Genomic DNA, 26992 nt, shown 5'->3' with positions numbered 1-26992 from the left:
GCCATGCCGACACTGCTGATCACCTGCAACGCAGGTAAACTGGGCGTCAAACGCCAACGCTTGATCGCTGAAATCTACAAGTACTCGGCGACTCGACTGACCCCGTCTGTGTATGCCATTCGGACGGACTGCACTGCGAAAGAGATTTTCAAGCGGTTAAAGCCGTTCATTGAGTACGAAGAAAGCCTCTACGTCTCCGAGATTCACTACACGGTTGGTCATGGCGATTCAGACGTGAATGACTGGCTTGAGATGAGCCTTAACGGACGCACGCTGCACTGATGTGAGGAGGCCCCGGAGACGGGGCTTTTCTTCGAAGACGCAGCCGCGAACCTTCGCTTGTCACCCTAGCAATTAGCTGGCAAGTCGGTCAACGAAGGTAGCCCGGATCAGCGATTAGAAGTGGTATCGCATTACAGCCTTGATGGTCATCAAGGCCGAATGGATGAATCCGCAAGGAGAAGCACGGATGAAGTTGCCTTCTGATCGAACAATGTTAGAACTCATCTACAAGCTCTACTACGAGGAGTTTCAAAACCACTCTCGCGAAGTGGAGAGCGGGAGGCGTAGCAAAATCTACGTGCCGATTGACTGTGAAGTGATCGCAAAGCGCTTCGACGTGGATACCGATCTCATTTTCGGGCGTCTCTACTACCACCTTCAAAAAAAGCATGGCTATACGAATGAAGACGGCTCCAAGTGGCATTCTTCGGCAGAATCAACGGGGAAGGCTTCTCCGTTAATTTCCCGCTCATGTCATCCATACTGGCGGGTCTTCAAGAAGACGCTAGCAAGTTCTGGACAGCTACCCTGATATCGTCTTGTGCGCTTATCGTTTCGATTGGGACAGCCGTGTTCAACGTATTCTTCAAGTGACGCGGTTTTCTGGCGATTTCCAAGATCGCCACGCTGGTTTTGATATGGAGTGGTGTCAGTAGTGAACTCGCCAAGGCTGAAGCAGGGCTGCGTCAGGCCTAGGACGCGCTGAAAGTAGTGGTGCATGAGAGTCGAGAGCGAGACGCTGTAGCACCTGACGGCCAGGAGGAGGATCAGCCAGCGCCCCTGCGTTTCACTTGACGTACGCCAAACTTGATTCATGGCGCTGTGTGATGGCGGCGGATACTCTCACGGCATTAACCACGGACGACGACCATGAAGGCAATCGCTGCAACTGTTTTCCTCGCTGCTCTGGCGGGCTGTGCCAATCACGAAGCAGACCCTGCCCAAGTGGCGATTAGGGACGATGCACAGTGCCAATCGTACGGTGCCAAGCCTGGGTCAGATGCATACGTACAGTGCCGGGTTGCTCTTGCTAACCAGCAGGGACAAGCGAACGAGGCACGGCGACAGCGAGCACTACAAATGCTCATGAACCAGCAGGGACAGCACCCCCAGCAGCCCTACATGTTGCAGCCTGTTCCAGTCAAACAACAGACAAACTGCATTTCCAATGGCGTTGGGCAGACCGTCTACACCAGCTGCCTGTAAAAGGATCACCATATGAGTAAGCAATGGATAGTAGCGGTTGCACTGGGCACGATGATGGTGAGTGCTGCTGCTTGCGCAACTGACGGTAATGACCTTTTGTCCGAGTGCAACACCGCCATTAGGGCGATGGATAAAAAAGCGCAAGTGGACTATGACGTGGGTCATTGCCTTGGCATTATTCAGGGAGTGCTTGGCACGGCTTCCATGATGGGCGATACAGCCCCAAAAAATATGCGAGTTGTCTGCCGAAATCCGGGGTGAAGGGTCAGCAGGCGATAAGAGTCACAGTCAAGTTTCTCGAAGCAAATCCCAAGCTGTTAAACGATGACGCATCAATGCTTATCCTCCTAGCTCTCACTGATGCATTCCCCTGCCAGTGATTTCTGCCGATTTCCACATTCCGCCGTCAGAAAGGGATGCGCATTCGAAAACGAGACTGAAGCGCTGGCTGGAAGTAAGACAGGCGGCTTTGAATGCTGGCGACGGATTCTCACGATAGGTGTGAAACACAGCGCACCAGCTCGAAGGCTACTTCGCCAAAATCCTCAAGTAACACCCGAAGGCTCTGCTGGGCTTGCTGGCGGCGTGGTGATTGCTGAGTGTCAGTCACACGTTGTCCCAAGAGGAGAGACGACAAAGCCCACCAGCGAGGTAGGCTTATGTACAGCGAGTACGATCAGACCTTGTTCCAGTGACGCTTGACCGTAGCGATGCCAATACCAAGCTCAGCAGCGACCTGAGCCTGTGTCATGTCCCTTGCCTTGAGGCGCTGCAACGATGCTGCGGTATCAGTTGCTTCAGGCTGTCCTAGCTTCTTGCCCTCAGCCTTCGCACGGGTGAGCCCCTGTTGCGTACGCTCTATCAACAAGTCACGTTCGAATTCAGCTACAGCCCCCAGTACTTGCATGGTCATCTTACCTGCTGCACTGGTTAGGTCTACACCACCAAGGGCGAGGCAATGAACGCGAATGCCACCCTCAGCAAGACGCGCGACAGTCTGACCCACGTCCATGGCATTACGGCCCAAGCGATCGGGCTTGGCAACGATCAGCATGTCTCCTGATTCCATGCGGTCGATCAGCTTCTGAAAGCCGGGACACTCGCTGGAGGCGATAATGCCTGAAATCGTTTCTTCCACTACCCGACCTGCCTGTACGTCAAACCCTTCTGCTCTAACTTCCTGTAACTGGTTCTCAGTGAACTGGTTAGACGTAGAGACTCGTGCATAGAGCTGGGTGCGGGACATGTCTGGCAATTCAAAGGCTGGAGGGTGGCTTTGTTCAAATCCCACCGCCATTTTAAAAAAGTATCCGCACCGCTTATGGCGGGCGGGGATTCTCGTTTTCGGATGTTGTGTCTGGGCGTATACGCGGCGGCGCGGCTGACCGGACTGGCAGCATGTAGCATCCATTAATCTGCCCGCCCACATCACTCAGCCGCGCTCATCCTGCTGGCTCAAGCTCACCCGATAAGACTGAAGCCCGTCAGTCTGTGTGTACTGCTTGCTGAAGAAGCGATAAACCGCGCCCTTCACAGTGATACCGACGCCGTTAGGCGTATCACTAACCACCACGTCCTCAAGGGCGCTATCGGTGATCATGAATGAATTGCGCTTGTTCAGTTCCTTGAGTATCCCCTCGTCAGAACCCGGGATCGGGCTGCTGAGGTAAAACCGCAAGGTGTCCAGGTCAGTAGCAGGTGCACCGTAGTATGTGACGTACACCCATGCGCCGCGCTTTAGCTGACGTTTGAGCACCAGTTCATCTGCATCAGCAATCCCACTCAACATGTGTTCGAGCAGGTAATAGATAAGCAGCGCGCTCAGTAATGCCCAGAAAAGAAACTTGTAGGGAACACAGGTTTCAGTACCCCTTTGATTTCGCATACTCAATACCTTGCATGATCCAATATTGATCCTTGGGATCATCCCCATAGGGAGCTCGCCAATACCATACGCCCCAATCCTCCTCAGTGCTTTGGGTGCCCGCATCTTGCTGAGCGAACCCTGCCGCTCTCAACAGAATTTGATCAGGCAACTGCCCACCTCTGCCAACGGCGCCATAGTGGAAATTACCAAAATTTTCCCATTCTGGGTGTTTCTGTTTGAAATCCCAGGGTCCGCCATTGCGAACCTTGTAGTAAAACCAACTCATGAATGCGCCAATGGCCGGATCCTTTCTCCACTGCTCGTTTGCCAGCTTTATATTCACATCGACATTGACGTGACGCGGCATTGCTTGCGGAAGTTCAAAACTCATACTTTCACCTGATCAGCGACTACCTAAGTCAGCAGTAGACTTTGTTACTGATAGCGTCCCAGCCCCCTGCAACCTGTCCCGCACCCTGCCCGGTGGCCCGGCTCTGCCTGGAGTAAATCAACTTGATTCGGCCATAGTTCAAAGCAATCAACTCGGCTGGAAATGCATCACGCCTCCCTCCATTGCCGGTAAGGGTGAATGCGCTAATAATGACTTCCTCGAGCATCACCTCCAGATATTTCATCTTCGGATCACCGGCACGAAATACATGCACTGAGACCTGCTTGAAATGCTTACCGCTGCAGCAGGCTTCATGAAGTTTTGCAGTGGCGTTATCTACAGCTTTACGCACCATAAAATCACCCATATAAGCGCGCCCCGAAGTGGCGCCTCCCGCCGAAGTGGCTGTTGCAGAAGCTGTTTGATTGGCAGACACATCGAAGTCCAGCAACTCAATCCAATCTTCGTAACCTTCTGAAAGTGTTTCCCCGTTAATACCTTCGATTTGTAGATAGGCCTCAAGTGACACTTACAGCTCCTTATTAATACCCTGTTGATGGGTGGAGGAAAACATAGATATGAGCGCCAGTGAAGTGAGCCGCTGCATTTTCAGAAAAGATACCGATGCATGCCGGCCATTACCGACTAGCGAGCCAAAATATTAAACAACTCATAAACGTTGCGTTTATGAAGTTGCCCTTAATATGAGCATCGTTATTTAATATCCCTACTTGCCTTGGTCAGGGTGAGCGCATTTGCTGGGTGGCGCACCAGCTTGGGTAATTGTCCAGGGATCTAATTTGGCTCGCCGCTACTCCATCACAGACTTCGAGCTTAACCCCCGGAGTGTTTTCTGGATCCCTTAGATCAGCGCCCTGGCCTATTCACTGTCGAAGTCGACGCTAGCTGCGTTTGTTGTACTAAGAGAAGAGTCGGCCACACCCTCGGAATCTATCCAGGGGACCGACAAAGGCCGCGCCGTGCGTCGCCCCCGCATCCGCTCTATTCCATCCGTCATCCCACCCTGCAAATGACCACGTGACCCGACCCAATAGAATAACTAGAATCGCCCCGCGTTTATTTTTCCACGCAAAGCGTCGGAAAAATCGCCATTTGGGTGTCTTAGCAGCTAAGGTCTACCCGTTGTACGTGTGAATGACTCCAATTCCCGTTAACGGCTAGCGCTACACCAAAAGAAAACAGTCCGTATTCCGGCCCCCATTGCGCACCCGCGAGAGACATCTGCAGGGTGCGAATTCGCAGGAGAAGGTAGATGAATGGCATCGGCAAACGTTTGCGCCAAGAACGAAAACGTCTGAAATTGACACAAAGCGCGCTGGGCGCTATCGGTGGTGTGGAAGCCAACGCTCAGGGGCATTACGAGAGCGGGCAGCGATTGCCCAGGGCGGATTATCTGTTCAAGATCGCCGCCGCCGGAGTGGACATTAACCGCGTTGTCACTGGGGTCGACCCCTCGGCCCGCGCTGAAATGCCCACCTTTTCGACGGTGCAGACAGACCAGGACATGGAGGGTGCGGCCGATCTCGACAGCTCGGAAAGCATGGTGAAAATCATCAGCCAGCTGCGCCAGAGCCTGTGGATCACGGCCAATGCATTGTGCGAAGTGACCCGTCTTGTGAATTCCGAAGAACCGCGCGCAAGCGCTGATCATGTCGAAGACCACCTGAGGGTGTTGCAAAGCGACGCCGACATGTTCGCGGCACTCGCCTTGGCGAAAGTCCAGAAAGCCGCCCACGAAACCCACTGATCCCGATCAGCGTGACTGACAGCCGAACCTCTCAGATGGTAGCCTTGCGCCATCCAGGGAGGTTTCGATGATCAGATTTCCAGCGCTGTGCCTGACGGCCATAATGTTGCCCTTGTCCGGTATGGTAAACGCCGACGTGTTCAAATGCGTCGCCGCCAACGGCGCCATCAGTTTCGCCCAAAGCCCTTGCCCGACTTACGTGGGCGAATCCACGGTACAGCGCCCGCCTCCGTCCCGGCTTTCCAGCGAGTGGGAAGAGACTGATTTTCCCTATCGCCTGAACAAAAACGCCACTGAAATTCTGCAAGTCAGCCGACGCCGGAAGCTCATCATCACCAACGAGCGGGAGATCGCCGATCGCCTGCAAAGCATTCGCCCCCCTCCCCCTGGCCTCCCCTCGACCTGCGTCGCACCTCGTTACGACAGTGCCTGCTTCGACCCCTCCGGCGGCCGGGTTCGTCAGCCGGTCAAAAGCGGCCTGATGAAATCCTCAGGAAACTGACAGCGTTGCCTGCTTACTGCTTAGTTACGGCTTGCCGCTTAAGGCTTAAGGCTTGTCGCTCACCATTACTTCTCGATTTTCTGAACTAAGTTTTTACCGGCGCCGATGTGACGCCCCGTAACAGCTGCTTACAGTCGGGCCCCATCGCCAGAATCACAAAAACGAGCCGGCCATGACCTCCACCGACACTCGCCACGACGCCGTTCAACATGCGGCACAAGCGCTCATTGACGCGTTCGCCAGCAACAACACGGACGCCTACTTCGCCGCATTCGCCGAAGACGCCACTTTCCTCTTTCACACGCTGCCTGCGCCCCTGCTGTCACGCGCCGCTTACCGCGATGTGTGGGCCGGCTGGCAGGCCGACGGCTTTGCGGTGCTGGGTTGCCAATCGCGCAACGCGCACATAAGCCTGCAGGGTGAGGTCGCGATTTTCATGCACGACGTCGACACCCACGTCCGCTCCGGCGATCAGGAAAGCCATTCCAGCGAACGTGAAACCATTGTCTTTCGGCAATATGGCGCGCGCTGGCTGGCGTGCCACGAACACCTGTCCGTGAAAACCGACTAGCGCGACGCGCAATCAATGGCGAGTGGCCCTCAGAGGCTGCCGTACGCACCACCCACTGCCTCACCTGATTCAGGGTCGCAATGCCGACCACTGCCAATGCCACGATCGGGTTCACCGGTCGAGATAACGGGCCAGCGCTTTTCGCCGGCCCCATAACAACACGACAGCGCGCAGGAACCTCCCATGGCTCACCCCACCACCACGATCGAAACCTTCGGGGTCGAACAAATCCCCGATCATCAGCGCGACGCCGCACCCCTCGACCTGTTTCGTCTGACCTTCGGCGGCGCCAACACGTTCGCCACGGCAGTGTTGGGCAGCTTTCCGGTGCTGTTCGGCCTGTCGTTCCACGCCGGCGTCTGGGCCATCCTGTTGGGCGTCGTGCTCGGGTCGATCATCCTTGCGCCGATGGGTCTGTTTGGCGCCCTCAACGGCACCAACAACGCGGTTTCATCCGGCGCGCATTTTGGCGTTCACGGACGCATCGTCGGCTCGTTCCTGTCGCTGCTCACGGCGGTCGCGTTCTTCTCGCTGTCGGTCTGGAGCTCGGGGGATGCGTTGATCGGCGGCGCCAAACGCATGGTCGGCCTGCCGGAAAACGACGTCACCCTGGCGTTGGCCTACGGCGTGTTTGCCGTACTGGTGTTGGCGGTGTGCATTTACGGTTTCCGCTTCATGCTGTGGGTCAACAAGATCGCGGTCTTCGCTTCCAGCCTGTTGTTCCTGCTCGGCCTCTTTGCCTTCGGCGGCAGCTTCGATGCGGGCTTTGCTGGCACGGTCAATCGGGGCAGCGAAGGGTTCTGGGCAGCGTTCATCGGGGCTGCGCTTCTGGCGATGAGCAATCCGGTGTCGTTCGGTGCATTTCTCGGTGACTGGTCGCGCTATATCCCACGCCAGACGTCGAAAAAACGCATCATGGCGTCGGTGTTCCTGGCGCAAATCTGCACGCTGCTTCCGTTCCTGTTCGGGCTGTGCACGGCGACCATCGTGGCCACCCAGGCGCCGCAATACATCACGGACAACAACTACGTTGGCGGCCTGCTGGCGGTCTCGCCCAGTTGGTTCTTTCTGCCGGTGTGCCTGATTGCGATCATCGGCGGGATGTCGACCGGCACGACGTCGCTTTATGGCACCGGGCTGGACATGTCGAGCATGTTTCCGCGCCTGCTCAACCGCGCCCAGGCGACGATTCTGATCGGCATCGCTGCGATTGCCTTCATCTTCATCGGCCGTTTCGCCTTCAATCTGGTGCAAAGCGTGTCGACCTTCGCTGTGCTGATCGTGACATGCACCTCGCCGTGGATCGTCATCATGGTCCTGGGCCTGATCGTACGCCGTGGCTTCTATCATCCGGCGGACCTGCAAGTGTTCACCCGTGGCCAGAGCGGTGGACACTACTGGTTCGAGCATGGCTGGAACTGGCGAGGGCTGGGCGCGTGGCTGCCAAGCGCGGCAGTGGGCCTGTGCTTCGTCAACTTGCCGGGGCAGTTTGTCGGTCCACTGGGCAATCTGGCGGGCGGTATCGACATCAGCCTGCCGATCACCCTTGGCCTGGCGACGCTGTTGTACATCACCCTGTTGCGCACCTTCCCGGAACCGGTCGGCGTGTATGGTGCTCAGGGTCCGCACCCGCTGCTCGGCAATAACGCGCGCCGTAATATGAAGAAGCCGATGGCGATCGGTTGACAGTCCGACGCCGTCGCCCGCGGGCTCGCTGCAAGGCGGGCCCTTTTTACGTGTCCGCGGCGGCGCTATTCGTTCAGCGATCCAAGCCCCGGGCTACACCGACCGACGGGTCGCCTGTGACTGGCGCCAGTGATGCACATCACGCACAATCGCCGCTTGGCTCATGACCTCAGCAGCATCCCACCCACCGCAACACGTCAGCTCGACCCACAGGAGATCACCCCCGCATGAACGCAAACGACTGGACCGAAGCTGCCTTGGCGAAGTACATCGTGACCAATCCGATGTTGCAGGCTGAAATCCAGGATTTGAGCCCGAAAGAACAGCAGCAGCAAACCCTCTGGGCTTTCGAAGACGAAGCCGAAGCCCAGGGCATCCCGACCTGGGAGCTGGCGCTGACCTTCATTGCCGAAACCCCCGAGCAATTGAAGGAACTGCGTCTGGCTACGCACAAGGAAGCGGCCGAGGCACTGGACATGGACTGGGATGAGTACTGCGAACTGAATGAAGTCGAGGTTTAACCGCTCCGTTCCCTCTCAGGGTCGCCAGACCTGGCGGCCCGCCCCTGACTTGCCAGTCATCCTTTACGCTTTACCTTGCCCTGCCGGGTGAGTAACGTCTGCGCCACTTCAAAACAAAAAAGGACTCGCGCCATGAGTGATTTGGTCGCCTATCAACTGGATGACGGCGTTGCGACGCTGACCCTGACCAACGGCAAGGTCAACGCCATCAGCAACGACGTGGTCGCCGCGTTCAATGCCGCACTGGACCGCGCCGAGCAGGACCGTGCCGTGGTGATCATCACCGGTCAGCCGGGGATTCTCTCCGGCGGGTATGACCTGAAAATCATGACCTCGTCGCCGGAAGCCGCCATGGCCCTGGTCGCCCAAGGCTCAACCCTGGCGCGGCGAATGCTGTCGTTTCCGTTCCCGGTCGTGGTCGCGTGCGGCGGTCATGCTGTAGCGAAAGGCGCGTTCCTGCTGCTGTCGGCGGATTACCGCATCGGCGTCGAAGGCCCTTTCAGCATCGGTCTGAACGAGGTGCAGATCGGCATGACCATGCACCATGCCGGCATCGAACTGGCCCGTGATCGCCTGCGCAAAAGTGCCTTCGGTCGCTCGGTGATCTGCGGCGAGATGTTCGATCCCCAGGGCGCGCTGCAAGCCGGGTTCTTCGACAAGGTGGTCGCATCGGAACAACTCACCGAGGCCGCGCGCGCCGTGGCGCTGCAGATGAAGAAGATCAACATGCGGGCCCACAAGCAGACCAAACTGAAAGTGCGCAAGGCATTTCTCGAGACCCTCGACCGGGCTATCGAGCTGGATCGCCAGATCCCGCTCTGAGGTAGCCCTGACAACGCGCTGCATTCCCGGCAGCGCGTTGCCCATGAAACATCCCGTTAAATTCCTGATCCTCTCCCCGGCCTGTGGGCGATTGCCGATTCCAGTGCACATCCGTACACTGCGCGGCTTTTCGCCTACCGGGTGGTTTGCATGCTGTTCTTACTGCGTATGTTGTTGATGGGCCTGCACTTTCTCATCGCAGGCGCACTGGGGCTTTTACTTGGCCTGTGCCGCCCGTTCAACCCTGACAACAGCCGTCTGTGTGCTCGCCTCTACGCCCTCCCCGCCATCGGCATTCTCGGGCTGCGCCTGAACACCCAGCTCAGCCCGCAGTTCGAGCAGACCAGGCCCTGCGTGATCATCTGTAACCATCAGTCCAACTACGATTTGTTTGTCCTCGGCAACATCGTGCCGCCGCGCACGGTCTGCATCGGCAAAAAAAGTCTCAAGTGGGTGCCGTTTTTTGGCCAGCTGTTCTGGCTGGCGGGCAACGTGCTGATCGACCGAGGCAATCCGCAGAAGGCACGCCGCGCCATTCTCCAGACCACCGACACCCTGCAGCACAAGGACACGTCCATCTGGGTGTTCCCTGAAGGCACGCGCAACAAGGGCGAAGGGCTGATGCCGTTCAAGCGCGGGGCGTTTCAGATGGCGATCGAAGCCGGTGTGCCCATTGTGCCTGTGTGCGTGAGCACCTACGTGCGCAGCATGGCGTTGAGCCGATGGAACAGCGGCGAGGTGATCATCCGCACGCTGCCCGCGATCCCGACCGCAAACCTGACCGGCGACGATATCCCTCAACTCATCGCGCTGTGCCACGGCCAGATGCAAGCCTGCATCGCCAGCATGGACGCGCAAGTCCGAGGCTGCGCGGCTACCCTCCCAACAGACGCTGAACGGCACTGAAAAAACCTGCGAACTCGTTTAAATCCGCCGACTCTGATCAGGGAGCGCGCTAAGCTGCGCGTGAGTTTTCCCTAAAAGAAGAAGCAGACATTATGGGTCGAGTGGTTGCCGCTGCGGTTTACAGTGCGGGAAAGAAAGTCACCAATATTGCCCTCGACGAAGGCGCAGCCTGGGCGGCGAAACCCGGGCATTTCGTCTGGATCGGCCTGGAGCATCCGGGCCTCGAAGAACTGACCACGCTGCAACGGCAGTTCAATCTGCACGAGCTGGCCATCGAAGACGCACTGGAAGTCCACAGCCGGCCGAAGCTGGAGACTTTCGGTGACGCGCTGTTCATCGTGACCTACGCGCCGATTCGCGAGAACGGCAAGCTGATCTTCATCGAAACCCATATTTTCGCCGGCAAGGGCTATGTGATCACCTCGCGCAACGGTGACTCGAAATCCTATGGCCTGGTGCGTCAGCGCTGCGAAGCCCGGCCGTTGCTGCTGGAGCACGGGGAGGACTTCGTCCTGTATGCTCTGCTGGATTTCGTTACCGAGAACTACCAGCCGGTCACCGAGTCGATCCACTGCGAGCTTGAAGAGCTTGAGCACAACGTGCTGCGCAAGGACCTCAACGAAGCCGACATCCACAGCATCCACTCGCTGCGTCGTGACCTGCTGCGCCTGCGCCGTTACGTGGCGCCCATGGTCGAGATTGGCGAGGAGCTGCAGAAGCTCAGCTTCCCCTTCATCGACAAGAACATGCGCCCTTACTTCCGCGACGTGGAAATCCACGTCAAGCGGCAGATGGAAGACCTTTCCAACCTGCGCGACATCGCCAGCCAAACCATCGAAATCAGCCTGCTGCTGGAGTCTTCGCGACAGAGCCTGACCCAGCGCAAATTTGCCGCCTGGGCCGCGATCCTGGCCTTCCCCACCGCCATCGCCGGGATCTACGGGATGAACTTCGAGAACATGCCCGAGCTGACCTGGCACTACGGGTATTACATGGTGTTGGGGGTGATCGTCGGCGGGTGCGGGATCTTGTTTGCGAGCTTCAAGCGGTCGGGTTGGCTTTGAGGCTTTTGAATGTGCTTACGGCTGTGGCACCGGCTTCGAATACGCCTACGACTGTGGGAACGGCTTTAGGCGGGAAATGGCCGGTGTGAGCGCCATCCATTTTGCAGCGTGGCAACTGACCCCTTCCCGGCTGAAGCCGGTCCTACGGTCAATCCGGCTGAAGCCGGTCCTACAATGATCATCTCACCCGGCAAAACAACGCTCTAGCTCACCGGCCGCTTGTTCGCCACAAACCGCATCATCCATTCCGCCACCGCCGTGCCGTGGTGGTCTTCTTCCAGGCTGGCGATGCCTTTGCCGTAGACCTGTTCGCCCAGGGCGTCCTGGCGGATGTCGAGCAGCGTGCGCGAGTAGTCGTGGATGAATTCCGGATGCCCCTGGAAGCACAGCACCTGGTCGTTGATGTGATAAGCAGCAAACGGGCAGAACTCGCTGGTGGCAATGACCGTCGCGCCTTCGGGCAGCGCAGTGACCTGATCCTGATGGCTGATCAGCAGCGTGAGCTTGTCCAGCGCCGGCGTCATCCACGGTTGGGTGGGTGCGAGGTTGTAATGATGAATGCCGACGCCCCAGCCCTGTGGCGCGCGCTCGGTCTTGCCGCCCAGTAGCAGTGCCAGCAACTGATGGCCGAAACACACACCCAGCAACTTGTCGCCGCGCTTGTAGCGGTCGAGCAGATACGTCTTCAGGGTTTCGATCCACGGATCGGTGCCGAAGGAATCAGCCTTGGAACCGGTGATCAGATACGCGTCGAACGGCTCGTCATCTGGCGGGTAATCGCCCTGCATGACGTTGTAGACGACAAATTCCGCTGGCACCGGCTGGCGCGCGAAGAGTTTCTCGAACATCCGCCCGTAACCCTGGTATTGATCGACCAGTTCCGGGCGAAGTACGTCGGTTTCCAGAATGCAGATGCGTAACGACATAAAAATCCCTGAAGCGACAAAAGCGAAAATGCGTGGAGCAAGCCTGCCTTGAAGGCCAGGGCAAGGCAAGGCCCAGTTGAGGCAGTGCGCCGTGTTCAGCTGAACCCACGCTGTCCCAACCCTTGATACGGCACAGCGAGGAGTCTTCGCTAGAACAGCGTCCCTTCCTCGGCTTTCTGCAACAGCAGCGCAGGCGGTTGAAAGCGCTCGCCGTAGCGCTCAGCCAAGGCGCGGGCGCGGTTAATAAACAGCTTCAGACCGTATTGATTGACGAACTGCAACGACCCACCGGTCCAGGCCGGAAAGCCGATCCCGAGCATCGAACCAACGTTGGCGTCCGCTGTTGACCGCAGCACGCCCTCCTCCATGCAGCGCACCGTTTCGAGGGCCTGGATGAACAGCAAGCGGTCGCGAATATCCTGACCACTGATCTGTGCGTCGGGCTTCTCGAACCGGATTTTCAGCTCTGGCCACAAGTGCTTGGGCGCACCGTCGGGGTAGTCGTAAAAACCGCCGCCGGAGGCTTTCCCTTCGCGATCGAATTCATGCAGCAGCTGCTCGATCACCGCGTCGGCCGGATGCCCGGCCAGCTCAACGCCCTGCTCGGCCAGGTCCTTGCGCGCCTGCTGGCGAATCTGACTCATCAGCCTCAACGACACCTCGTCGGACACCGCCAGCGGCCCCACGGGCATCCCGGCCTTGCGCGCCTCGGTCTCGATCATCGGCGCACTGACGCCCTCGCCGAGCATGGCAATGCCTTCATCGGCATAGGTGGCGAACACCCGCGAGGTGAAGAAGCCACGTGTGTCGTTGACCAGAATCGCGGTCTTGCCGATCTGCTGAACGAAGTCAAAGGCCCGCGCCAGGGTCATGTCGTTGGTGCGTGCGCCCTTGATGATTTCCACCAGGCGCATCTTCTCCACCGGGCTGAAAAAATGCAGGCCGATGAAGCGCTCTTGCCGGCTGATGGCGCTGGCCAGCCCGGTAATGGGCAGCGTCGAGGTGTTGGACGCAATCACCGCATTGGGCACCACCACCTGCTCGGCGGCGGCGCTGACCTGCGCTTTCAGCTCGCGATTCTCGAACACCGCCTCGATGATCAGGTCGCAACCTTCGAGATCGCTGTCGCGGCCGGTCGGCTTGATTCGGCTCAGCACGGCGTCGCGCTGAGCCTCGGTGAGGCGACCGCTGGCAACCTGCTTGTTCAGCAACCGCGCCGAGTAATCCTTGCCCTTCTGCGCCGCCGCCAGGTTGACGTCCTTGAGGATCACGCTGACGCCCGCCACCGCCGTGACATAGGCAATGCCGCCACCCATTAAACCCGCCCCGAGAATGCCGACCTTGCGCATGTTGAACACCGGCGGCGCCTTGGGCCGCGCCTCAGCCGCCTTGACCCGGTTGAGCTGAAACCAGCTGCCGATCATGTTCTTGGCGATGGGGCCGGTGGCGAGCTCGGTGAAGTAACGCGCCTCGATTTTCTCCGCCGTGTGGAAATCCACCTGCGCACCTTCCACGGCGGCGGCCAGGATCTTCTCCGGCGCCGGGTAACAACCCCAGGTTTTGCTGCGCAGGATCGACGGCGCGACGGCCAGCATCTGCGCCACTTTCGGGTGCGCAGGCGTGCCGCCGGGCAATTCAAACCCCGGTTGATCCCAGGCTTTGATCGGCGCCGGATTGGCCATAATCCATTCACGCGCCTTGGCCATCAGGTCATCGGCGTCGCTGGCCAACTGATCGATCACACCGAGTTTCAACCCGTGATCGACGCCCAGGGTCCGGCCTTCCATCAGCAATGGCAGGGCCTTCTCCAGCCCCAACATGCGCACCAGCCGCACGGTGCCGCCGCCACCCGGAAGCAAACCGAGGGTGACTTCCGGCAAGCCCAATCTGACCTGGCCGCCATTGATTGCGATGCGATGGTGACAGGCCAGGCACAGCTCCAGGCCACCGCCCAATGCAGAACCCTCGATGGCGGCCACCACCGGTTTGCCGAATGTTTCCAGCGCGCGAAGCTGGGCTTTGAGGTCCATGGTCATCTGGTAGAAAGCGGCAGCGCGGGCGGCGTCAATCTGACTCAGCTCGTTGAGGTCTCCGCCGGCAAAGAACGTCTTCTTCGCCGAGCGGATGATCACACCGGCGATGGCCTCTTTGTCCGCCAGCAGGCGTTCAAGGGTCTCCGCCATGGCCTGGCGATACGCCGCGTTCATGGTATTGGCCTGCTGGCCGGGCATGTCGACGGTCAGCGTGACGATCTGATCCGGCCCGGTTTCGTAGCGGATGGCATCGCTCATGCGGTCTTTCTTCCTGAAACAGTTATCGGATAAAGGCGGTGGGCGAAGCGCTTATCGTGCTCCACGTTCATACCCGCTCGATGATCGTCGCGATGCCCATACCGCCGCCGACGCACAGGGTCGCCAGGCCGTAACGCAACTGCCGGGCTTCCAGCTCGTCGAGCAGCGTGCCGAGAATGATGCAACCCGTGGCACCCGGTGGGTGGCCGAGGGCAATCGAGCCCCCGTTGACGTTGACCTTGTCGGGGTCGACGCCCATGTCCTTGATGAACTTGAGCACCACCGAGGCGAAGGCCTCGTTGACCTCGAACAGGTCGATGTCATCAATGGTCAGCCCGGCTCGCGCCAAGGCTTTGCGCGTAGCGGGCGCAGGGCCCGTGAGCATGATGGTCGGATCGGTGCTGGTCACCGCCGTCACCACAATGCGGGCCCGTGGTCGCAGCCCCAGCGCCTGGCCTTTTTGCGCGGTGCCGAGCAGCATCAAGGCGGCGCCATCGACGATGCCGGAGCTGTTGCCCGGCGTGTGCACGTGTTCGATCCGTTCAACGTGGCTGTAGACCCGCAGCGCCGTGGCGTCATAGCCCATTTTACCGATCGCCTCGAAACTCGGGCGCAGCTTGCCCAGGGCCTCGGACGTGGTGTCGGGACGGATGAACTCGTCATGGTCGAGCAAGAGCAGGCCGTTCTGGTCTTTAACCGGCACCAGCGAACGGCGAAACGCACCCCGCTCGCGCGCCAGTGACGCCTTGTGCTGGGACTGCACGGCAAACAGGTCGACGTCGTCGCGGCTGAAGCCTTCGAGGGTGGCGATCAGATCGGCGCCGATCCCCTGGGGCGTGTAGTGGGTGTGCAGACTGGTTTGCGGGTCCAGCATCCAGGCGCCGCCATCACTGCCCATCGGCACGCGAGACATCGACTCCACGCCGCCCACCACCACCAAGTCCTCGAACCCGGAGCGGATCTTCATCGCCCCCAGATTCACCGCTTCAAGCCCCGAGGCGCAGAACCGGTTGACCTGAACCCCGGCCACGCTCACGGCCCAATGGGCGACCAGCGCTGCGGTTTTGGCGATGTCGGCGCCTTGATCGCCAATGGGCGTGACGCAGCCCAGCACAATGTCATCGACGTGGTGGGTGTCGAGGTGATTGCGCACTTGCAGTTCTTTCAACAGCCCTGCCACCAGCTCCACCGGTTTGACGCTGTACAACGCGCCGTCCGACTTGCCCCTGCCCCGCGGCGTGCGCAAGGCATCGTAAATAAACGCTTCGGTCATCCTGTCCTCGCTAACCCGATGAACTGTCTTTTTATCTGTGCGATCGACAGTCGAACTGTCATGGGGGCACTGTCTATCACGAAGCGACACACAGGGCGCGCTGTTTCGCCGGATCAAGTGACAGGGTAGCGGGTTGTGCGAAGTTTCGGACTCGGACGAACGGTAGCGAGCTATTGAGCGTGGACCGTTTTGGACGCAGGCGTCTAGCAGGCGAATATTTGAGCGATGGCCATTCGCCTAAAGTGCTCAAGTTATAAAGGCGCAACTGGTTAATCCTCAATGATCTAAACCGCACGGCACGTGGCTTCTAAGGTTTAGTCAGTAGCAGTGGCGCCATAACAAAATCGTTTCACCCAGCGCCTGCCGCCCGCGATTTGCTGATCGGGGCACCTGCTCTTTTGCCTCACCTTTGCCAACCCTCGTCTTGGTCACGCCCAAGGTCCATGGGTTTCTGTTGCTCAGGAATAACAAGAAAAGGCATTTACCATGTTCAAGTTCAGGTTCAAACGCTCGAAAATACGTCAGGCCGGATTAATCGTTTTCGCGACCACACTGCTGCTGATCCTGCCGAACATGACGCGACTGTTCGGCTGAGCATGCTTCGCTCTGCTACCTGCAGACCCCCACACGCACTCGGCGGGCTGCCTGTTTCAAACAGGCGGCCGTTGGCCGTGCGGGTATCGCGTGGTTGCGTCTTGGAGGGCGTGGCGGCGGATGGTCTGGCAGCGGATCGTAAGGGGGCTGATTGTATGAGATCAGCGCGTTGGGCGAAATGAACGCAGGGCTGTCTGTCGCACTGAGTGGCGCGCAGACCGTGGGAACGCGGCCGAGCTGAGCGCTCGACCGCAACGGGCTAATCAGCCTTGGCGTTGCACCTGGATCATCGGCGCGGGAACAGGCTTTTTCTTCGCCGCCGGAACCGCAATCGGCGCTGAGGGCGACACCACGACCTTGGCGTGCATCTGCTCACAACCGCCGCCGCGGCGCATGCCACGTACCGGACAGGCATCCAGATAATCCAGGCCCACCGCCAGCTTCAGATGCCGCTCCGGGATCGCCAACTGATTGGTCACGTCGAAGCTGTACCAGGCGTCGTCGATCCAGGCCTCTGCCCACGCATGGCTGGACAGATGTTCGCTGCTGTCACTGTAGAGATAACCCGACACATAGCGCGCCGGCACCCCCAGGCTGCGGGCACAGGCCAGAAATGCGTGGGTGTGATCCTGACAGACGCCCGCGCGGTTGGCGAATGCCTGGGCAGCGCAGGTATCCACCGCTGTCGCGCCCGGCGTGTAAGTGATGTGTTCGTTGAGCGCGTGCATCATATCGATCAGCGCAGTGCGGTCGGTGCGCTTCTGGGTCTGCGCGACGGCGAAGGCGCGAATCGCTTCGTCAGCTTCGGTCAGGCGGGTGAAACGCAGGAACGGCAGCGACGACTGGCTCTCATGTTCCGACTCGCGCTTCTCGTCGATCTCGACCTGGCCACGTGCGCCAATCACGATCGCTTCGTGGGGCTCGTCCAGGGTCAGCACGTGGAGAATATTGCCGAAAGGATCGATCTGCGCGCGCACCGGACGGGGCAACGCCAACTGCCAGCTCAGCACTTGCTGACGCTCGCTGTCGTGGGGGGTCAGACGCAAATACTGGATGCTGGCGCGGACCTGATCGTCGTAGTGATAAGTGGTCTCGTGGCTAATTGAGAGTCTCATGCAGCCTCCAGGTAAGAAGTGTGAATGACGCTACCCAGTTGGGCCAGAAGTGGAATGAATTCGTTCAACCACTCATGCAGGCCTTCATCGAGAATCTCGTCGATGCCGGTGTAGCGCAGGCGAGCGTCCAGCTCGGCGGCCAGACGCTGGGCGGGACGGCCATTGGCCCCGGGCAGACTGGCGAGAATGATGTCCAGCTCCTCCAGACACGCACGCAATGAGCGCGGAATATCCGCACGCAACAGCAGCAATTCAGCGACCTGACGAGCACCCGGTGCGTCGCGATAGACTTCCGTGTACGCCTCGAATGACGACAAGGCGCGCAACAGCGCACTCCATTGGTAGTAGCCGGCGGCGGAACTGTCTGCCGCCGCGTTGGCGGACGGGCCGCGCAATTCGAGCATTTCATAACGCGCATCGAGCATGCGCAGGGTGTTGTCGGCGCGCTCGATGAACGTCCCCAGACGGATGAACCGGAAGGCGTCGTTGCGCATGATGGTGCCGTAGGTCGCGCCGCGGAACAGGTGCGAACGCTCCTTGACCCACTCGCAGAAACGGCTCATGCCGTAGCGGCTCAAACCCTGCTCGGCGATGCCGCGAATTTCCAGGTACGTCGCGTTGATGTTTTCCCACATGTCCGCAGTAATACGCCCGCGTACCGCATGGGCACTGGCCCGCGCCGCGCCCAGACAGCTGAAGATGCTGGCCGGGTTTTCGGCGTCCAGCGCGAAAAAGTGCAGCAAGCGCTCGGCATGCAGGTCGCCGTGGCGCTCCAGGTAATCGTCCAGGGTTCCGGTGATCAGCAGTGGCATGGCGATTTCATTGAGGCCATCCCCGCGTCCGTCCTGTGGCATCAGCGACAGCGAGTAACTGACGTCGAGCATCCGCGCGAGGTTTTCGGCCCGCTCCAGGTACCGCGACATCCAATATAAATCCGAGGCAGTTCTACTTAGCATTGGCAGGCATCCTTAATCCTCGACCACCCAGGTGTCCTTGGTTCCGCCACCCTGCGACGAGTTCACCACCAGCGACCCTTCGCGCAAGGCAACGCGCGTGAGACCACCGGGCACTACACGGGTTTCACGGCCAGCCAGGACGAACGGGCGAAGGTCGATGTGGCGCGGGGCGATGCCGTTCTCGACGAAGGTCGGACAGGTCGACAAACACAAGGTCGGTTGCGCGATATACGCGTGGGGCTTGGCTTTGAGCCGCGCCCGGAACGACTCGATTTCCGCGGCGGTGGCGGCGGGGCCCACGAGCATGCCGTAACCGCCGGAGCCCTGGGTTTCCTTGACCACCAGATCGCCCAGATTGGCGAGCACGTGGGACAGCTCTTCGGGCTTGCGGCACTGCCAGGTCGGCACGTTCTTCAGGATCGGCTCTTCGTCGAGGTAGAAACGGATCATGTCGGTCACAAAGGGGTAAACCGACTTGTCGTCCGCCACGCCGGTGCCGATGGCATTGGCCAGCACCACATTGCCCGAACGGTACGCGGACAGCAGGCCCGGCACGCCGAGCATTGAATCCGGGTTGAATGCCAGCGGATCGAGGAACGCGTCGTCGAGCCTGCGGTAAATCACGTCGACCGCTTTCGGGCCGTCGGTGGTTCGCATGAACACGCGGTCATCGCGCACGAAAAGGTCAGCGCCCTCCACCAGTTCGACGCCCATTTCCCGAGCCAGAAACGCGTGCTCGAAAAACGCGCTGTTAAAGCGCCCGGGCGTCAGCACCACGACGCTCGGATTATCCAGCGGGCTGGAGCTTTTCAGGGTGTCCAGCAGCAGGTTCGGGTAGTGATCGATCGGCGCGATGCGTTGCGCGGCGAACAGCTCGGGGAACAGCCGCATCATCATCTTGCGGTCTTCGAGCATGTAGCTCACGCCGCTGGGCGTGCGCAGGTTGTCTTCGAGCACGTAATACGTGCCGTCGCCATCACGCACCAGATCGACGCCTGAGATGTGCGAATACAGGTCACGATGAAGATTCAGGCCCTGCATCGCCAACTGGTATTGCTCGTTGGCGAGGACCTGTTCGGCGGGAATGATCCCGGCCTTGATGATGCGCTGATCGTGATAGAGGTCAGCGAGAAACATGTTCAGCGCCTTGACGCGCTGTATGCAGCCGCGCTCTACCACCCGCCACTCGCTGGCCGGGATGCTGCGCGGAATCGTGTCGAAAGGGATGAGCCGCTCGGTGCCCTGCTCGTCGCCGTACAGCGTGAACGTGATCCCGGCGCGATGAAACAAAAGATCGGCCTCACGCCGGCGCTGAGCGAGCAACTCAGGCGGCGCTTCGCCCAACCAGCGGGCGAATTCCCGATAATGCGGACGAACTATGCCGCCCGCATCGTACATCTCGTCATAAAAGGTGCGGATCATGCCGTACTCCTTGTCACCATGGACACCAGAGCCTTCGCAAGGCCCGTGCCATCGGCATAAACGCTTTAATATCAATGGGTTGAATTAAACAGCCGGAGCGTCCGCACCATTCCTGTGCACGATGCGCCCTAACCCGTTCCCCGGCGCTTCATGGCGAAGCGTCGTTCCGTTTGAAAATCTATCGCAGGCATAGCCACAGTTCATTTCCGCGCGTTACGCGCCCTGAGCATAATCGCCCCATACCGCAGATCAACCCGCCGGATTCCACAAGGCGATTGGCTCAAAACCTGATTGGCAACGCCACCCGATATTCCCTTTCCGCCGCTCCGATGAGAGCGGCTTTTTTTTGCCTGCGATTCGGCTCGGTGCCTCTCCCGCCTCACTGATTTGCCGTGGAGCCGAGAGACGGCGTTCAACCGTGCATGCCCTGTTTTCGGGCCTGACTGTCAATGAAGCCCGATCAATGAAGGCGCTTGAGCTCCTGCTTGACGCCCCAGCCTTCAACCTCCCCGTCCAGACCGAAAATCGCGGTCTGGAAATCCTGCTCGAAGTCGCCTATCCCGTCGTAGGTCGCGTACATCAACTTGCTCAGTTCCAGGTGCCACGCACCGTCTTCCAGAGCATTGAGCTGAACATTGACTGACTCGCCACGAAATTTTTCCGCTGCCTGACGCGCCCGGTCCTCATCCGGAAAGGTGGCATAGAACTCGATGGGGTGAATGCGTGCGAAGTCGAAACCGCCTTCTTTCATGCAGCGCAAAACATGGCTGCTGACGTCTTCTTGATAGGCTGTGCTCATGAAACGTCCTCCTATGCAACGATAGATAGAGTTTCAACTATCCCGAAACACTCCCCGGTGGCGAGGCGTGTAGCGGCAGGTCATCTGCCGCCCGGGACTCAAGCATGTCGCTGACAAGGCCGGTGCGTTTTACAAAACGGGCATACGTACGCGAGCTGACTCGGGTAGATGCTTCACCGACCTCACTGGCAGAGTACGCGCATTGATAGTGCGTTGCCAATTGGCAGGGTGACGGGGAATCCAGGCTTTTTAGGGGGCTTCGACGATGGAGATGATCTGTACCGCGTTCTGCTCTTTGAGTGTCTTCACGGTGGGCTCGGCGGTGCGACCGTCGAGGTCGATCAGATCAAGATCACTGGCGACCGGAAACAGGATCGGACGGATTCGCTGCGCAGCCTCTTCATCACTGGGACGGTGATCGGATTCAAGATCGAGGGTTTGCTGCACACCGTCTTTGTCCAGAAACGAAATAGTCCACACTTTCATCAATGTCTCCTCAGTAAGGGCCGGACAACGGCCTAGTGATCTTGACCCTTGCAGCGCAACGACGTTCAACCCGAATCGTCAGCGCCCGGCTGACGTTAGCAGCGTGATGCCAACGATCCGCAGGCAAAAAAAACGCCCCGGTGTCGGGGCGTTCTTCATCAGGCTGCGGTCATTGCGGCTTGGCGTCTTTGACCCCTGCCGTGTTGTCCAGCAGGCTCTTGGTCGCGGTCTGCAGGAAGCTGTCGAGCTTCTTGCGCAACTCGGTGACGTCCGGCGCGTTCGGCATCAGCTCGGCGTGGGGCTTGGTGCCCAACTCGTAGCTGTACACCTTCGGCTCCATTTCCTTGGGTTCGATCAGGATCCGGTTGCCAGTGACCAGCGCAACCGTCTGCTCGCTGCCCGATGGCTTGATCACACCAAAGCCCTCGTCTCCCGCTGGCAGATTGAGCAGGTCGCGGCCCCAGCACTGGTGCACGGTGTCGCCACCCAGGCGGCCCATGATGGTCGGGACGATGTCGATCTGCGTGCCGACGATGCTGCTGCGCTTGCCGAACTTGTCCTGCAGGCCCGGGGCGATCATCAGCATCGGCACGTTGAAGCGGCCCAGGTCCATCTCGGTGATCTGCTCGTTGTTGCCGAAGCCGTGGTCACCGACGACCACAAACAGCGTGTCCTTGTAGTACGGCTCTTTCTTGGCCTTCTCGAAGAACTGACCCAGCGCCCAATCCGAATAACGCATGGCGGTGAGGTGTTCATCCAGCGTGCCATGGCCGGTCACACGCTCGACCGGCAGGTTTGCCGGCAGTGCGTACGGCGTGTGGTTGGACAGGGTCTGCAGCAACGCATAGAACGGCTTGCCCTTGGCTTCGCGGGCTTTCAGTTCCTCGGCGCCACGGTCGAACATGTCCTGGTCGGAAACGCCCCAGGTCGGGTCCGAGAACACCGGATTGACGAAGTCATTGCGGCCAATGAAGTTGGTCATGCCCTGGTTGCTGAAGAAGCCCGACTGGTTGTCCCAGGCGAAGTCCCCGTTGTAGACATACACGTCGTCGTACTTGCGCGCGCTGAGCAGCTGCGGCAGACCGGACAGTTTGTGGCTGCCTTCCGGCGTCTGCATCAGGTACTCGAAGCCCGGCAGGTTCGGGAAGCAGGCCATGGTCGCAAACATGCCCTGGTGGGTGTGTGTGCCGTTGGAGAAGAAGCGATCAAACAGCAGACCTTCCTGGGACAGTTTGTCGAAGTAAGGCGTGATGTTCGACTCGTCGCCCAGCGCACCCACCGAATGGCCGGCGAAGCTTTCCATCAGGATCACGACGACGTTCTTGATCGGCAGCGTGTTGGCCGGCGGCGGCGTGAAATCGCGACGCACAGCGGCTTTTTCTGGATCGATCAGCTTGTCGTTGGCGGTCAGCAGCATGTCACGAACGACCTGCTGGGCTTCGGCCTGAGGCAGGGTCGCCTTCCAGATGTTGTCGCGGTCTTCGGACATCCGGCTCTTGGCCGCCGCGATCAGCGTCAGCGTGCCGTTTAGCCCGAGGGTGTTGGCGAAGTTGGAGTCAGTCGTGTACGCATCGCCCCAACGCAGTGGCGGGCCCTGGCGCAGGGTGCCGCGAGCGGCGATGACGGCCACCACCAGGCACAGCAGGAACACCACGGCGCGCTTGTACAGCGGCGCCACCGCACGGTTGTCAGCGCTGGCAACGTTGAACCCGCCACGGGGCCGGGTCAGGCGATCGACGCCTTTGAAGACCAGGCTCAGCAGCCAGGTGACCAGCGCCCACGCCAGCAGATAGCGAACCACCGGATAGCCGTACCAGATCATGCTCAGGACGGTTTTCGGGTCTTCTTTGACGTACTGGAACACCAGGCCATTCAGGCGCTGGTGGAATTCACGGTAGAAATCCATCTCCATCAGGCCGAAGAACGCGGTCAGGCTCGCGACCAGCGTCAGCCAGAAGCGGAAGACCCCACGGGCCGCCATCATGCGCGCGCTGAACAGGGACAGCAGAAGGGGAATCAGGATGTACACGACCAGACGCAAATCGAACCGCAGGCCATTGGCGAACGCCTCGACGAAGGTCGAAGCTGGCGTCGCACCGATGCCTTCGCGGTTATAGACCAGCAGCGCTACGCGCAGAAGGGTGTACAGAACCATCAGCACCAGGCCGCTCAGGAGCGTATAGGCCAGGTGCGATTTGACGGTAGGTTGCGGCGCGCGCGCCGGGGCGTCCGTTTTGGCCATGGGTTGTGGGATCCGTTGGATTCAGGTTTAAGTTCAAAAAGCTGTGCGCCCGACCCCATCGAAATGCCGGTCCGGGCTGCGGGGGCCAAATATTACGTGAACCTCCGCGGTTTACCACCGATGCCGCGCATTCTTCATGACGGATCGGCACAAACGGTTATCACAATCAGGGAGCAGTCTCGGAACGGCGCGAATCTTCCCGAAGAAACGGTGAAAATTCCGTTGATTAGTTCCCCCTCACATATTTTCTTACAAAGCCTCGAATCAGGATCAAACCTTGAACGTCTGGGCATAGCGCTCGACGGCGTGCTCGATGGCTTCAAAGACAAGGGGCGCGTGGGGGCGGAGCGAGGCGTTTTCCTGCAGGGACGCCTGCACGGCCGCGATCAGTCGCGCAATGCGCACGTTCGGTTTGCGGATGTCACAGGTCGACGCCAGGCTCAGAATGCCGAGCCGCGATCCGAACAGGCTCTTTGAGCCATCCAGACGCAGGGCAAGCGCGTCGTCTTTTATGTACGCAGTGGTGTTGACGATGTCGTAGGCCGGCGCCAGTTGCGCGTCCGCCCCCAGCGGGTCGCGATACAACACCCCGAAGTTCTTCAGATGGGCGTCGCCGTTGCCGACCATGCAGCTGAGCGCGACGATGTCGAAGAATTGATCCAGCGATTCACCCACATGCTCAGGCGCGCAAAACAGGCGAATGGCCTTGGCGATGTTTTCGTAGCTGGAGTCGTATTTCTGCTCGGTGCCCCGGCCCATCAGCACAGCCATGTCCTCGAAGCCGATGGCCCGCTGCTCAGCATCACGATCAAAGCGGCGCATGACGAACAGCTGGCGGTTATCCGACAGATGAAATTCCGGCACCGGCATGCCGGCTCTGCGCGCAGCGTCCATGCACACGAATTCGTTGACGGCCAGCCCGGGGAAATCCGCCCTCCCCGACTTGACGATCAGCTCCGGCATCAACAGCGTGGCTTTCGGGTCCGTCACGAAATCCGAGTCGGGCACGATGACTTTGGGCTGAACACCTGAAATCCCGGTGCGCAAAATGTACTGATCGACCAGTTCGGCAAACAGATCCTGCGTCCCGTCCCAACTGAGTATCTGCCCCAGGCTTCTGCCTGGGACGGGGCCCGCGCCACCCAGCAACTCGTCGATCATGGGAGACGCCACCGCCACGCGGCCGACCGGCGAACCGCTGCCGGTCAATGCCATGAGCAGCATCGGGTTGATGGGTGTGGTTTTAGCGAGGCGATTGCGCAGCTGTTCCAGCACGAAGCCTTCGGGGAGGTTCATCTGGAAGACCGGGTGCAGGCTGCGCGATACGTAGGCCGCATCGCGAACCCCCATGGTCAGGCTGATCTGCGACGCCGGGCTGGCGTCCAGGCCGTAGCGAAACAGGTAGTCGCCGGACGCCGATGCCGACAGCTCACCACTCTCACCCTCCGGGGTAAAAATGCGTACACGATCCAGGGGTTTCACTGGAACACCTCGCGCAGCTCTTCAAACGTCGGACGTCGGGCGGAGACGACTTTTATCTCGGCATTCAACGCGGCCAGGACCTTGGCGTAGAAATTCACCGCCACGGTCGGGCTGCCCTTTTCGACTTCGGCAAGCTTTTGCCGTGTCATGCCCGACTGGTAGGCCAACTGAACCTGAGTCAGCCCGCGGGACCTACGCATTTCTTCGATCTGGCTGCCCAGCCGCTCAAGCAACAACGTCGCGTCCATTTGTCACGCCTGCATAACATTCAACGATAAATGGAATGTATACGTGACATGCAGGGCGATCAAGGAGAAGTTACGTTTACCTGACATCAGCCCATGGATGTCAGGTTTACGTAACCTTGCAGCGGGGTCAGGCGTTGCTTGGCTTGCTGATCGCCTGAAGCACGTACTGCGGCAATGCGAAGGCGCCGATGTGGACCTCAGGGTTGTAGTAACGGGTGACGATGCCGCTGCCGGCGAACCGCTGATGCAAAGTGTCCAGCGAAATCTTGCGGTGCTGGGAATCCGTAGAGCCCCAGGCAAAGGTCATCGCGCCGCCAATGTAGGTGGGCACCGCTGCCTGATAGAAATGCCAGTCGGCGAACAGTCCATTCATGCGCCCTGCCGTGGTCTGCACTTCGCTCAACTGCATGAATGGCGTGCCATTCTGCGTGACCAGAATGCCGCCTTCGTTGAGGCAGCGATGGCAGGCCTGATAGAAATTCTCCGAGAACAGCACTTCGCCCGGCCCGATCGGGTCGGTTGAATCGGAAATGATGACGTCGAATTTTTCCTCGGTGTTGGCAACGAAGCGCATGCCGTCGTCGATGACCAGGTTCAGACGCGAATCATCGAAAGCGCCTTTGGAGTGATTCGGCAGGTATTCCTTGCACATCTCGACCACGGTGCCGTCGATCTCGACCATGGTGATGTGCTCGACCGTCGCGTGCTTGGCGACTTCGCGCAGCATGCCGCCGTCGCCACCGCCGATGATCAGGACGCGTTTGGCGCGGCCGTGGGCCAAAATCGGCACGTGGGTGAGCATCTCGTGATAAATGAACTCGTCGGCTTCAGTGGTCTGAATCACGCCGTCCAGCGCCATGACGCGACCCATGCGCGGGTTCTGGAAGATCACCAGATGCTGATGCTCGGTGCGCACTTCATGCAGCATTTTTTCCATGCGAAAGCGCTGGCCATAGCCTTCGTACAACGTTTCTTGATAATCGCTCATGGATGGAGTCCCCGATAACTACTGATGACAGGACGGCACGCCGCCCACAAGAAGGCGCGCATTCTACGTCGCGGCGCATGACAGGTCGAATGTCGTAGTCGCGCTCAGCGTCGTGATGCCTCATTGCCGTTATGCGCAAGAAGTTGCGCACCTGTTTGTTGCAAGTCGGATGGTTAATGCTCTGCAGGCCGCGTCATTTGCGGTCTGTAGGCAAGTGCGCAGGAAGTTGCGCAGGGATGCGCAACTTCTTGCGCACTTTTTCTGGGATTTCGGGTTTTAGGTTCGCTAAAACCTGCTGATTTATTTCTTAGGTTATTGATTTTGTTTGGATAAATTCTTGCTGGCATAACACTTGATATCTCCGTGGCCCCCGGATTGGCATTCACGCCTTTTCGGATGGTTTTTGAGCACGGAGAGCATCCTTGGCGCCCCCCTTAAATCTGCCCGTTGGTGGTGAGAACCACGAACCGCAAGTGGCGGTTGTTCCGCTTGACCTTATTCAGGTTGAAGACGTTGGTCTTGGTGCGGCCAATGTCGATGCATGGCTGCAGAAGATCAGTGGCGGGGTTGTCACGCTTGAGCGG

Annotated in this window: 28 protein-coding genes; 11 read left to right on the top strand and 17 right to left on the bottom strand. The window is 59.4% G+C overall.

Translation table 11 applies throughout. The features are described from left to right. Positions 1-3: 3 nt before the first annotated feature. Complete coding sequence (locus QWI18_RS18295) at positions 4-282, top strand: hypothetical protein (RefSeq protein ID WP_369319473.1); 279 nt, start codon at positions 4-6, stop codon at positions 280-282. Between the two features lie 187 nt (positions 283-469). Beyond that, on the top strand, positions 470-814 hold the full coding sequence (locus QWI18_RS18290; protein ID WP_369319472.1) for a hypothetical protein: 345 nt from the start codon (positions 470-472) through the stop codon (positions 812-814). Between the two features lie 542 nt (positions 815-1356). Here the strand turns inward: QWI18_RS18290 and QWI18_RS18285 are convergent. Further along, positions 1357-1653 (bottom strand): hypothetical protein, encoded by a 297-nt coding sequence (locus QWI18_RS18285; RefSeq protein WP_369319471.1) that lies wholly within the window; start codon positions 1651-1653, stop codon positions 1357-1359. On the opposite strand from QWI18_RS18285, the gene QWI18_RS18280 reads away from it, so the two are divergent. Next, positions 1653-1868 (top strand): Rap1a/Tai family immunity protein, encoded by a 216-nt coding sequence (locus QWI18_RS18280; RefSeq protein WP_369319470.1) that lies wholly within the window; start codon positions 1653-1655, stop codon positions 1866-1868. The genes QWI18_RS18285 and QWI18_RS18280 overlap by 1 nt on opposite strands. Before the next feature lie 296 nt (positions 1869-2164). Here QWI18_RS18280 and QWI18_RS18275 read toward each other — a convergent pair whose 3' ends face one another. The 4 genes from QWI18_RS18275 to QWI18_RS18260 all read right to left on the bottom strand — a co-directional run bounded on the left by QWI18_RS18275 (position 2165) and on the right by QWI18_RS18260 (position 4275). After that, the gene (locus tag QWI18_RS18275; RefSeq protein ID WP_369319469.1) at positions 2165-2734 is read right to left on the bottom strand and encodes a recombinase family protein; all 570 of its coding nucleotides are present in this window, start codon (positions 2732-2734) and stop codon (positions 2165-2167) included. 186 nt (positions 2735-2920) lie between these two features. Then, complete coding sequence (locus QWI18_RS18270) at positions 2921-3373, bottom strand: hypothetical protein (protein ID WP_369319468.1); 453 nt, start codon at positions 3371-3373, stop codon at positions 2921-2923. Beyond that, positions 3351-3746 carry a polymorphic toxin type 44 domain-containing protein gene (locus tag QWI18_RS18265; protein WP_369319467.1) on the bottom strand — a complete coding sequence of 132 codons (396 nt, stop codon included), beginning with the start codon at positions 3744-3746 and terminating at the stop codon, positions 3351-3353. Before QWI18_RS18265 ends, QWI18_RS18270 begins: the two co-directional genes overlap by 23 nt. Positions 3747-3774: 28 nt before the next feature. Further along, entirely contained in the window at positions 3775-4275 is a 501-nt protein-coding gene (locus QWI18_RS18260; RefSeq protein ID WP_369319466.1) for an Hcp family type VI secretion system effector, read from the bottom strand. Between the two features lie 744 nt (positions 4276-5019). Here QWI18_RS18260 and QWI18_RS18255 point away from each other — a divergent pair. The 8 genes from QWI18_RS18255 (at position 5020) to QWI18_RS18220 (ending at position 11586) form a co-directional block, all read left to right on the top strand. Beyond that, positions 5020-5514, top strand: a complete 495-nt coding sequence (locus tag QWI18_RS18255) for a helix-turn-helix domain-containing protein (RefSeq protein WP_065989425.1) — start codon at positions 5020-5022, stop codon at positions 5512-5514. Positions 5515-5581: 67 nt separating this feature from the next. Then, positions 5582-6016 (top strand): DUF4124 domain-containing protein, encoded by a 435-nt coding sequence (locus tag QWI18_RS18250; protein ID WP_369319465.1) that lies wholly within the window; start codon positions 5582-5584, stop codon positions 6014-6016. 172 nt (positions 6017-6188) lie between these two features. Continuing rightward, the gene (locus tag QWI18_RS18245) at positions 6189-6587 is read left to right on the top strand and encodes a nuclear transport factor 2 family protein (RefSeq protein ID WP_369319464.1); all 399 of its coding nucleotides are present in this window, start codon (positions 6189-6191) and stop codon (positions 6585-6587) included. A gap of 183 nt (positions 6588-6770) precedes the next feature. Continuing rightward, entirely contained in the window at positions 6771-8273 is a 1503-nt protein-coding gene (locus QWI18_RS18240; protein ID WP_369319463.1) for a cytosine permease, read from the top strand. 227 nt (positions 8274-8500) lie between these two features. Further along, on the top strand, positions 8501-8794 hold the full coding sequence (locus tag QWI18_RS18235; protein WP_065989420.1) for a DUF6388 family protein: 294 nt from the start codon (positions 8501-8503) through the stop codon (positions 8792-8794). Positions 8795-8926: 132 nt separating this feature from the next. After that, positions 8927-9616: a crotonase/enoyl-CoA hydratase family protein gene (locus QWI18_RS18230; RefSeq protein ID WP_192134394.1), complete on the top strand. Its 690-nt coding sequence runs from the start codon at positions 8927-8929 to the stop codon at positions 9614-9616. Positions 9617-9766: 150 nt separating this feature from the next. Continuing rightward, a complete protein-coding gene (locus QWI18_RS18225; RefSeq protein ID WP_369319462.1) occupies positions 9767-10522 on the top strand; it encodes a lysophospholipid acyltransferase family protein in 756 nt (251 codons plus the stop codon). A 92-nt stretch (positions 10523-10614) separates the two neighbouring features. After that, the gene (locus tag QWI18_RS18220) at positions 10615-11586 is read left to right on the top strand and encodes a magnesium and cobalt transport protein CorA (RefSeq protein ID WP_369319461.1); all 972 of its coding nucleotides are present in this window, start codon (positions 10615-10617) and stop codon (positions 11584-11586) included. Between the two features lie 203 nt (positions 11587-11789). Here QWI18_RS18220 and QWI18_RS18215 read toward each other — a convergent pair whose 3' ends face one another. The 12 genes from QWI18_RS18215 to speE all read right to left on the bottom strand — a co-directional run bounded on the left by QWI18_RS18215 (position 11790) and on the right by speE (position 26408). Next, positions 11790-12512: an amidotransferase gene (locus QWI18_RS18215; protein ID WP_192134398.1), complete on the bottom strand. Its 723-nt coding sequence runs from the start codon at positions 12510-12512 to the stop codon at positions 11790-11792. A gap of 149 nt (positions 12513-12661) precedes the next feature. After that, a complete protein-coding gene (locus tag QWI18_RS18210) occupies positions 12662-14803 on the bottom strand; it encodes a 3-hydroxyacyl-CoA dehydrogenase NAD-binding domain-containing protein (RefSeq protein WP_369319460.1) in 2142 nt (713 codons plus the stop codon). A gap of 67 nt (positions 14804-14870) precedes the next feature. Continuing rightward, positions 14871-16076, bottom strand: coding sequence for an acetyl-CoA C-acetyltransferase (locus QWI18_RS18205; RefSeq protein ID WP_369319459.1), 1206 nt, complete (start codon positions 16074-16076; stop codon positions 14871-14873). 857 nt (positions 16077-16933) lie between these two features. Continuing rightward, positions 16934-17785 carry a transglutaminase family protein gene (locus QWI18_RS18200; RefSeq protein WP_065989410.1) on the bottom strand — a complete coding sequence of 284 codons (852 nt, stop codon included), beginning with the start codon at positions 17783-17785 and terminating at the stop codon, positions 16934-16936. Beyond that, positions 17782-18741: an alpha-E domain-containing protein gene (locus QWI18_RS18195; RefSeq protein WP_065989404.1), complete on the bottom strand. Its 960-nt coding sequence runs from the start codon at positions 18739-18741 to the stop codon at positions 17782-17784. Before QWI18_RS18195 ends, QWI18_RS18200 begins: the two co-directional genes overlap by 4 nt. 12 nt (positions 18742-18753) lie before the next feature. Then, complete coding sequence (locus tag QWI18_RS18190) at positions 18754-20163, bottom strand: circularly permuted type 2 ATP-grasp protein (protein ID WP_065989403.1); 1410 nt, start codon at positions 20161-20163, stop codon at positions 18754-18756. 460 nt (positions 20164-20623) lie between these two features. Then, positions 20624-20962, bottom strand: coding sequence for a ribonuclease E inhibitor RraB (locus QWI18_RS18185; RefSeq protein WP_065989401.1), 339 nt, complete (start codon positions 20960-20962; stop codon positions 20624-20626). 249 nt (positions 20963-21211) lie between these two features. Then, positions 21212-21448 carry a hypothetical protein gene (locus tag QWI18_RS18180; protein ID WP_065989399.1) on the bottom strand — a complete coding sequence of 79 codons (237 nt, stop codon included), beginning with the start codon at positions 21446-21448 and terminating at the stop codon, positions 21212-21214. A 169-nt stretch (positions 21449-21617) separates the two neighbouring features. Then, positions 21618-23690 (bottom strand): LTA synthase family protein, encoded by a 2073-nt coding sequence (locus tag QWI18_RS18175; RefSeq protein ID WP_369319458.1) that lies wholly within the window; start codon positions 23688-23690, stop codon positions 21618-21620. A gap of 270 nt (positions 23691-23960) precedes the next feature. After that, the gene (locus tag QWI18_RS18170) at positions 23961-25172 is read right to left on the bottom strand and encodes a type II toxin-antitoxin system HipA family toxin (protein ID WP_369319457.1); all 1212 of its coding nucleotides are present in this window, start codon (positions 25170-25172) and stop codon (positions 23961-23963) included. Continuing rightward, a complete protein-coding gene (locus QWI18_RS18165) occupies positions 25169-25420 on the bottom strand; it encodes a helix-turn-helix domain-containing protein (protein ID WP_192134406.1) in 252 nt (83 codons plus the stop codon). Before QWI18_RS18165 ends, QWI18_RS18170 begins: the two co-directional genes overlap by 4 nt. Before the next feature lie 127 nt (positions 25421-25547). Beyond that, positions 25548-26408 carry a polyamine aminopropyltransferase gene (gene speE / locus QWI18_RS18160; RefSeq protein WP_065989394.1) on the bottom strand — a complete coding sequence of 287 codons (861 nt, stop codon included), beginning with the start codon at positions 26406-26408 and terminating at the stop codon, positions 25548-25550. Positions 26409-26992 lie beyond the last annotated feature (584 nt).

Origin of the sequence: Pseudomonas sp. W2Oct36, from assembly GCF_041060465.1 — a bacterium.
Classification (GTDB): Bacteria; Pseudomonadota; Gammaproteobacteria; order Pseudomonadales; family Pseudomonadaceae; genus Aquipseudomonas; species Aquipseudomonas graminis_B.
This window is presented reverse-complemented; position numbering and strand designations above follow the sequence as displayed.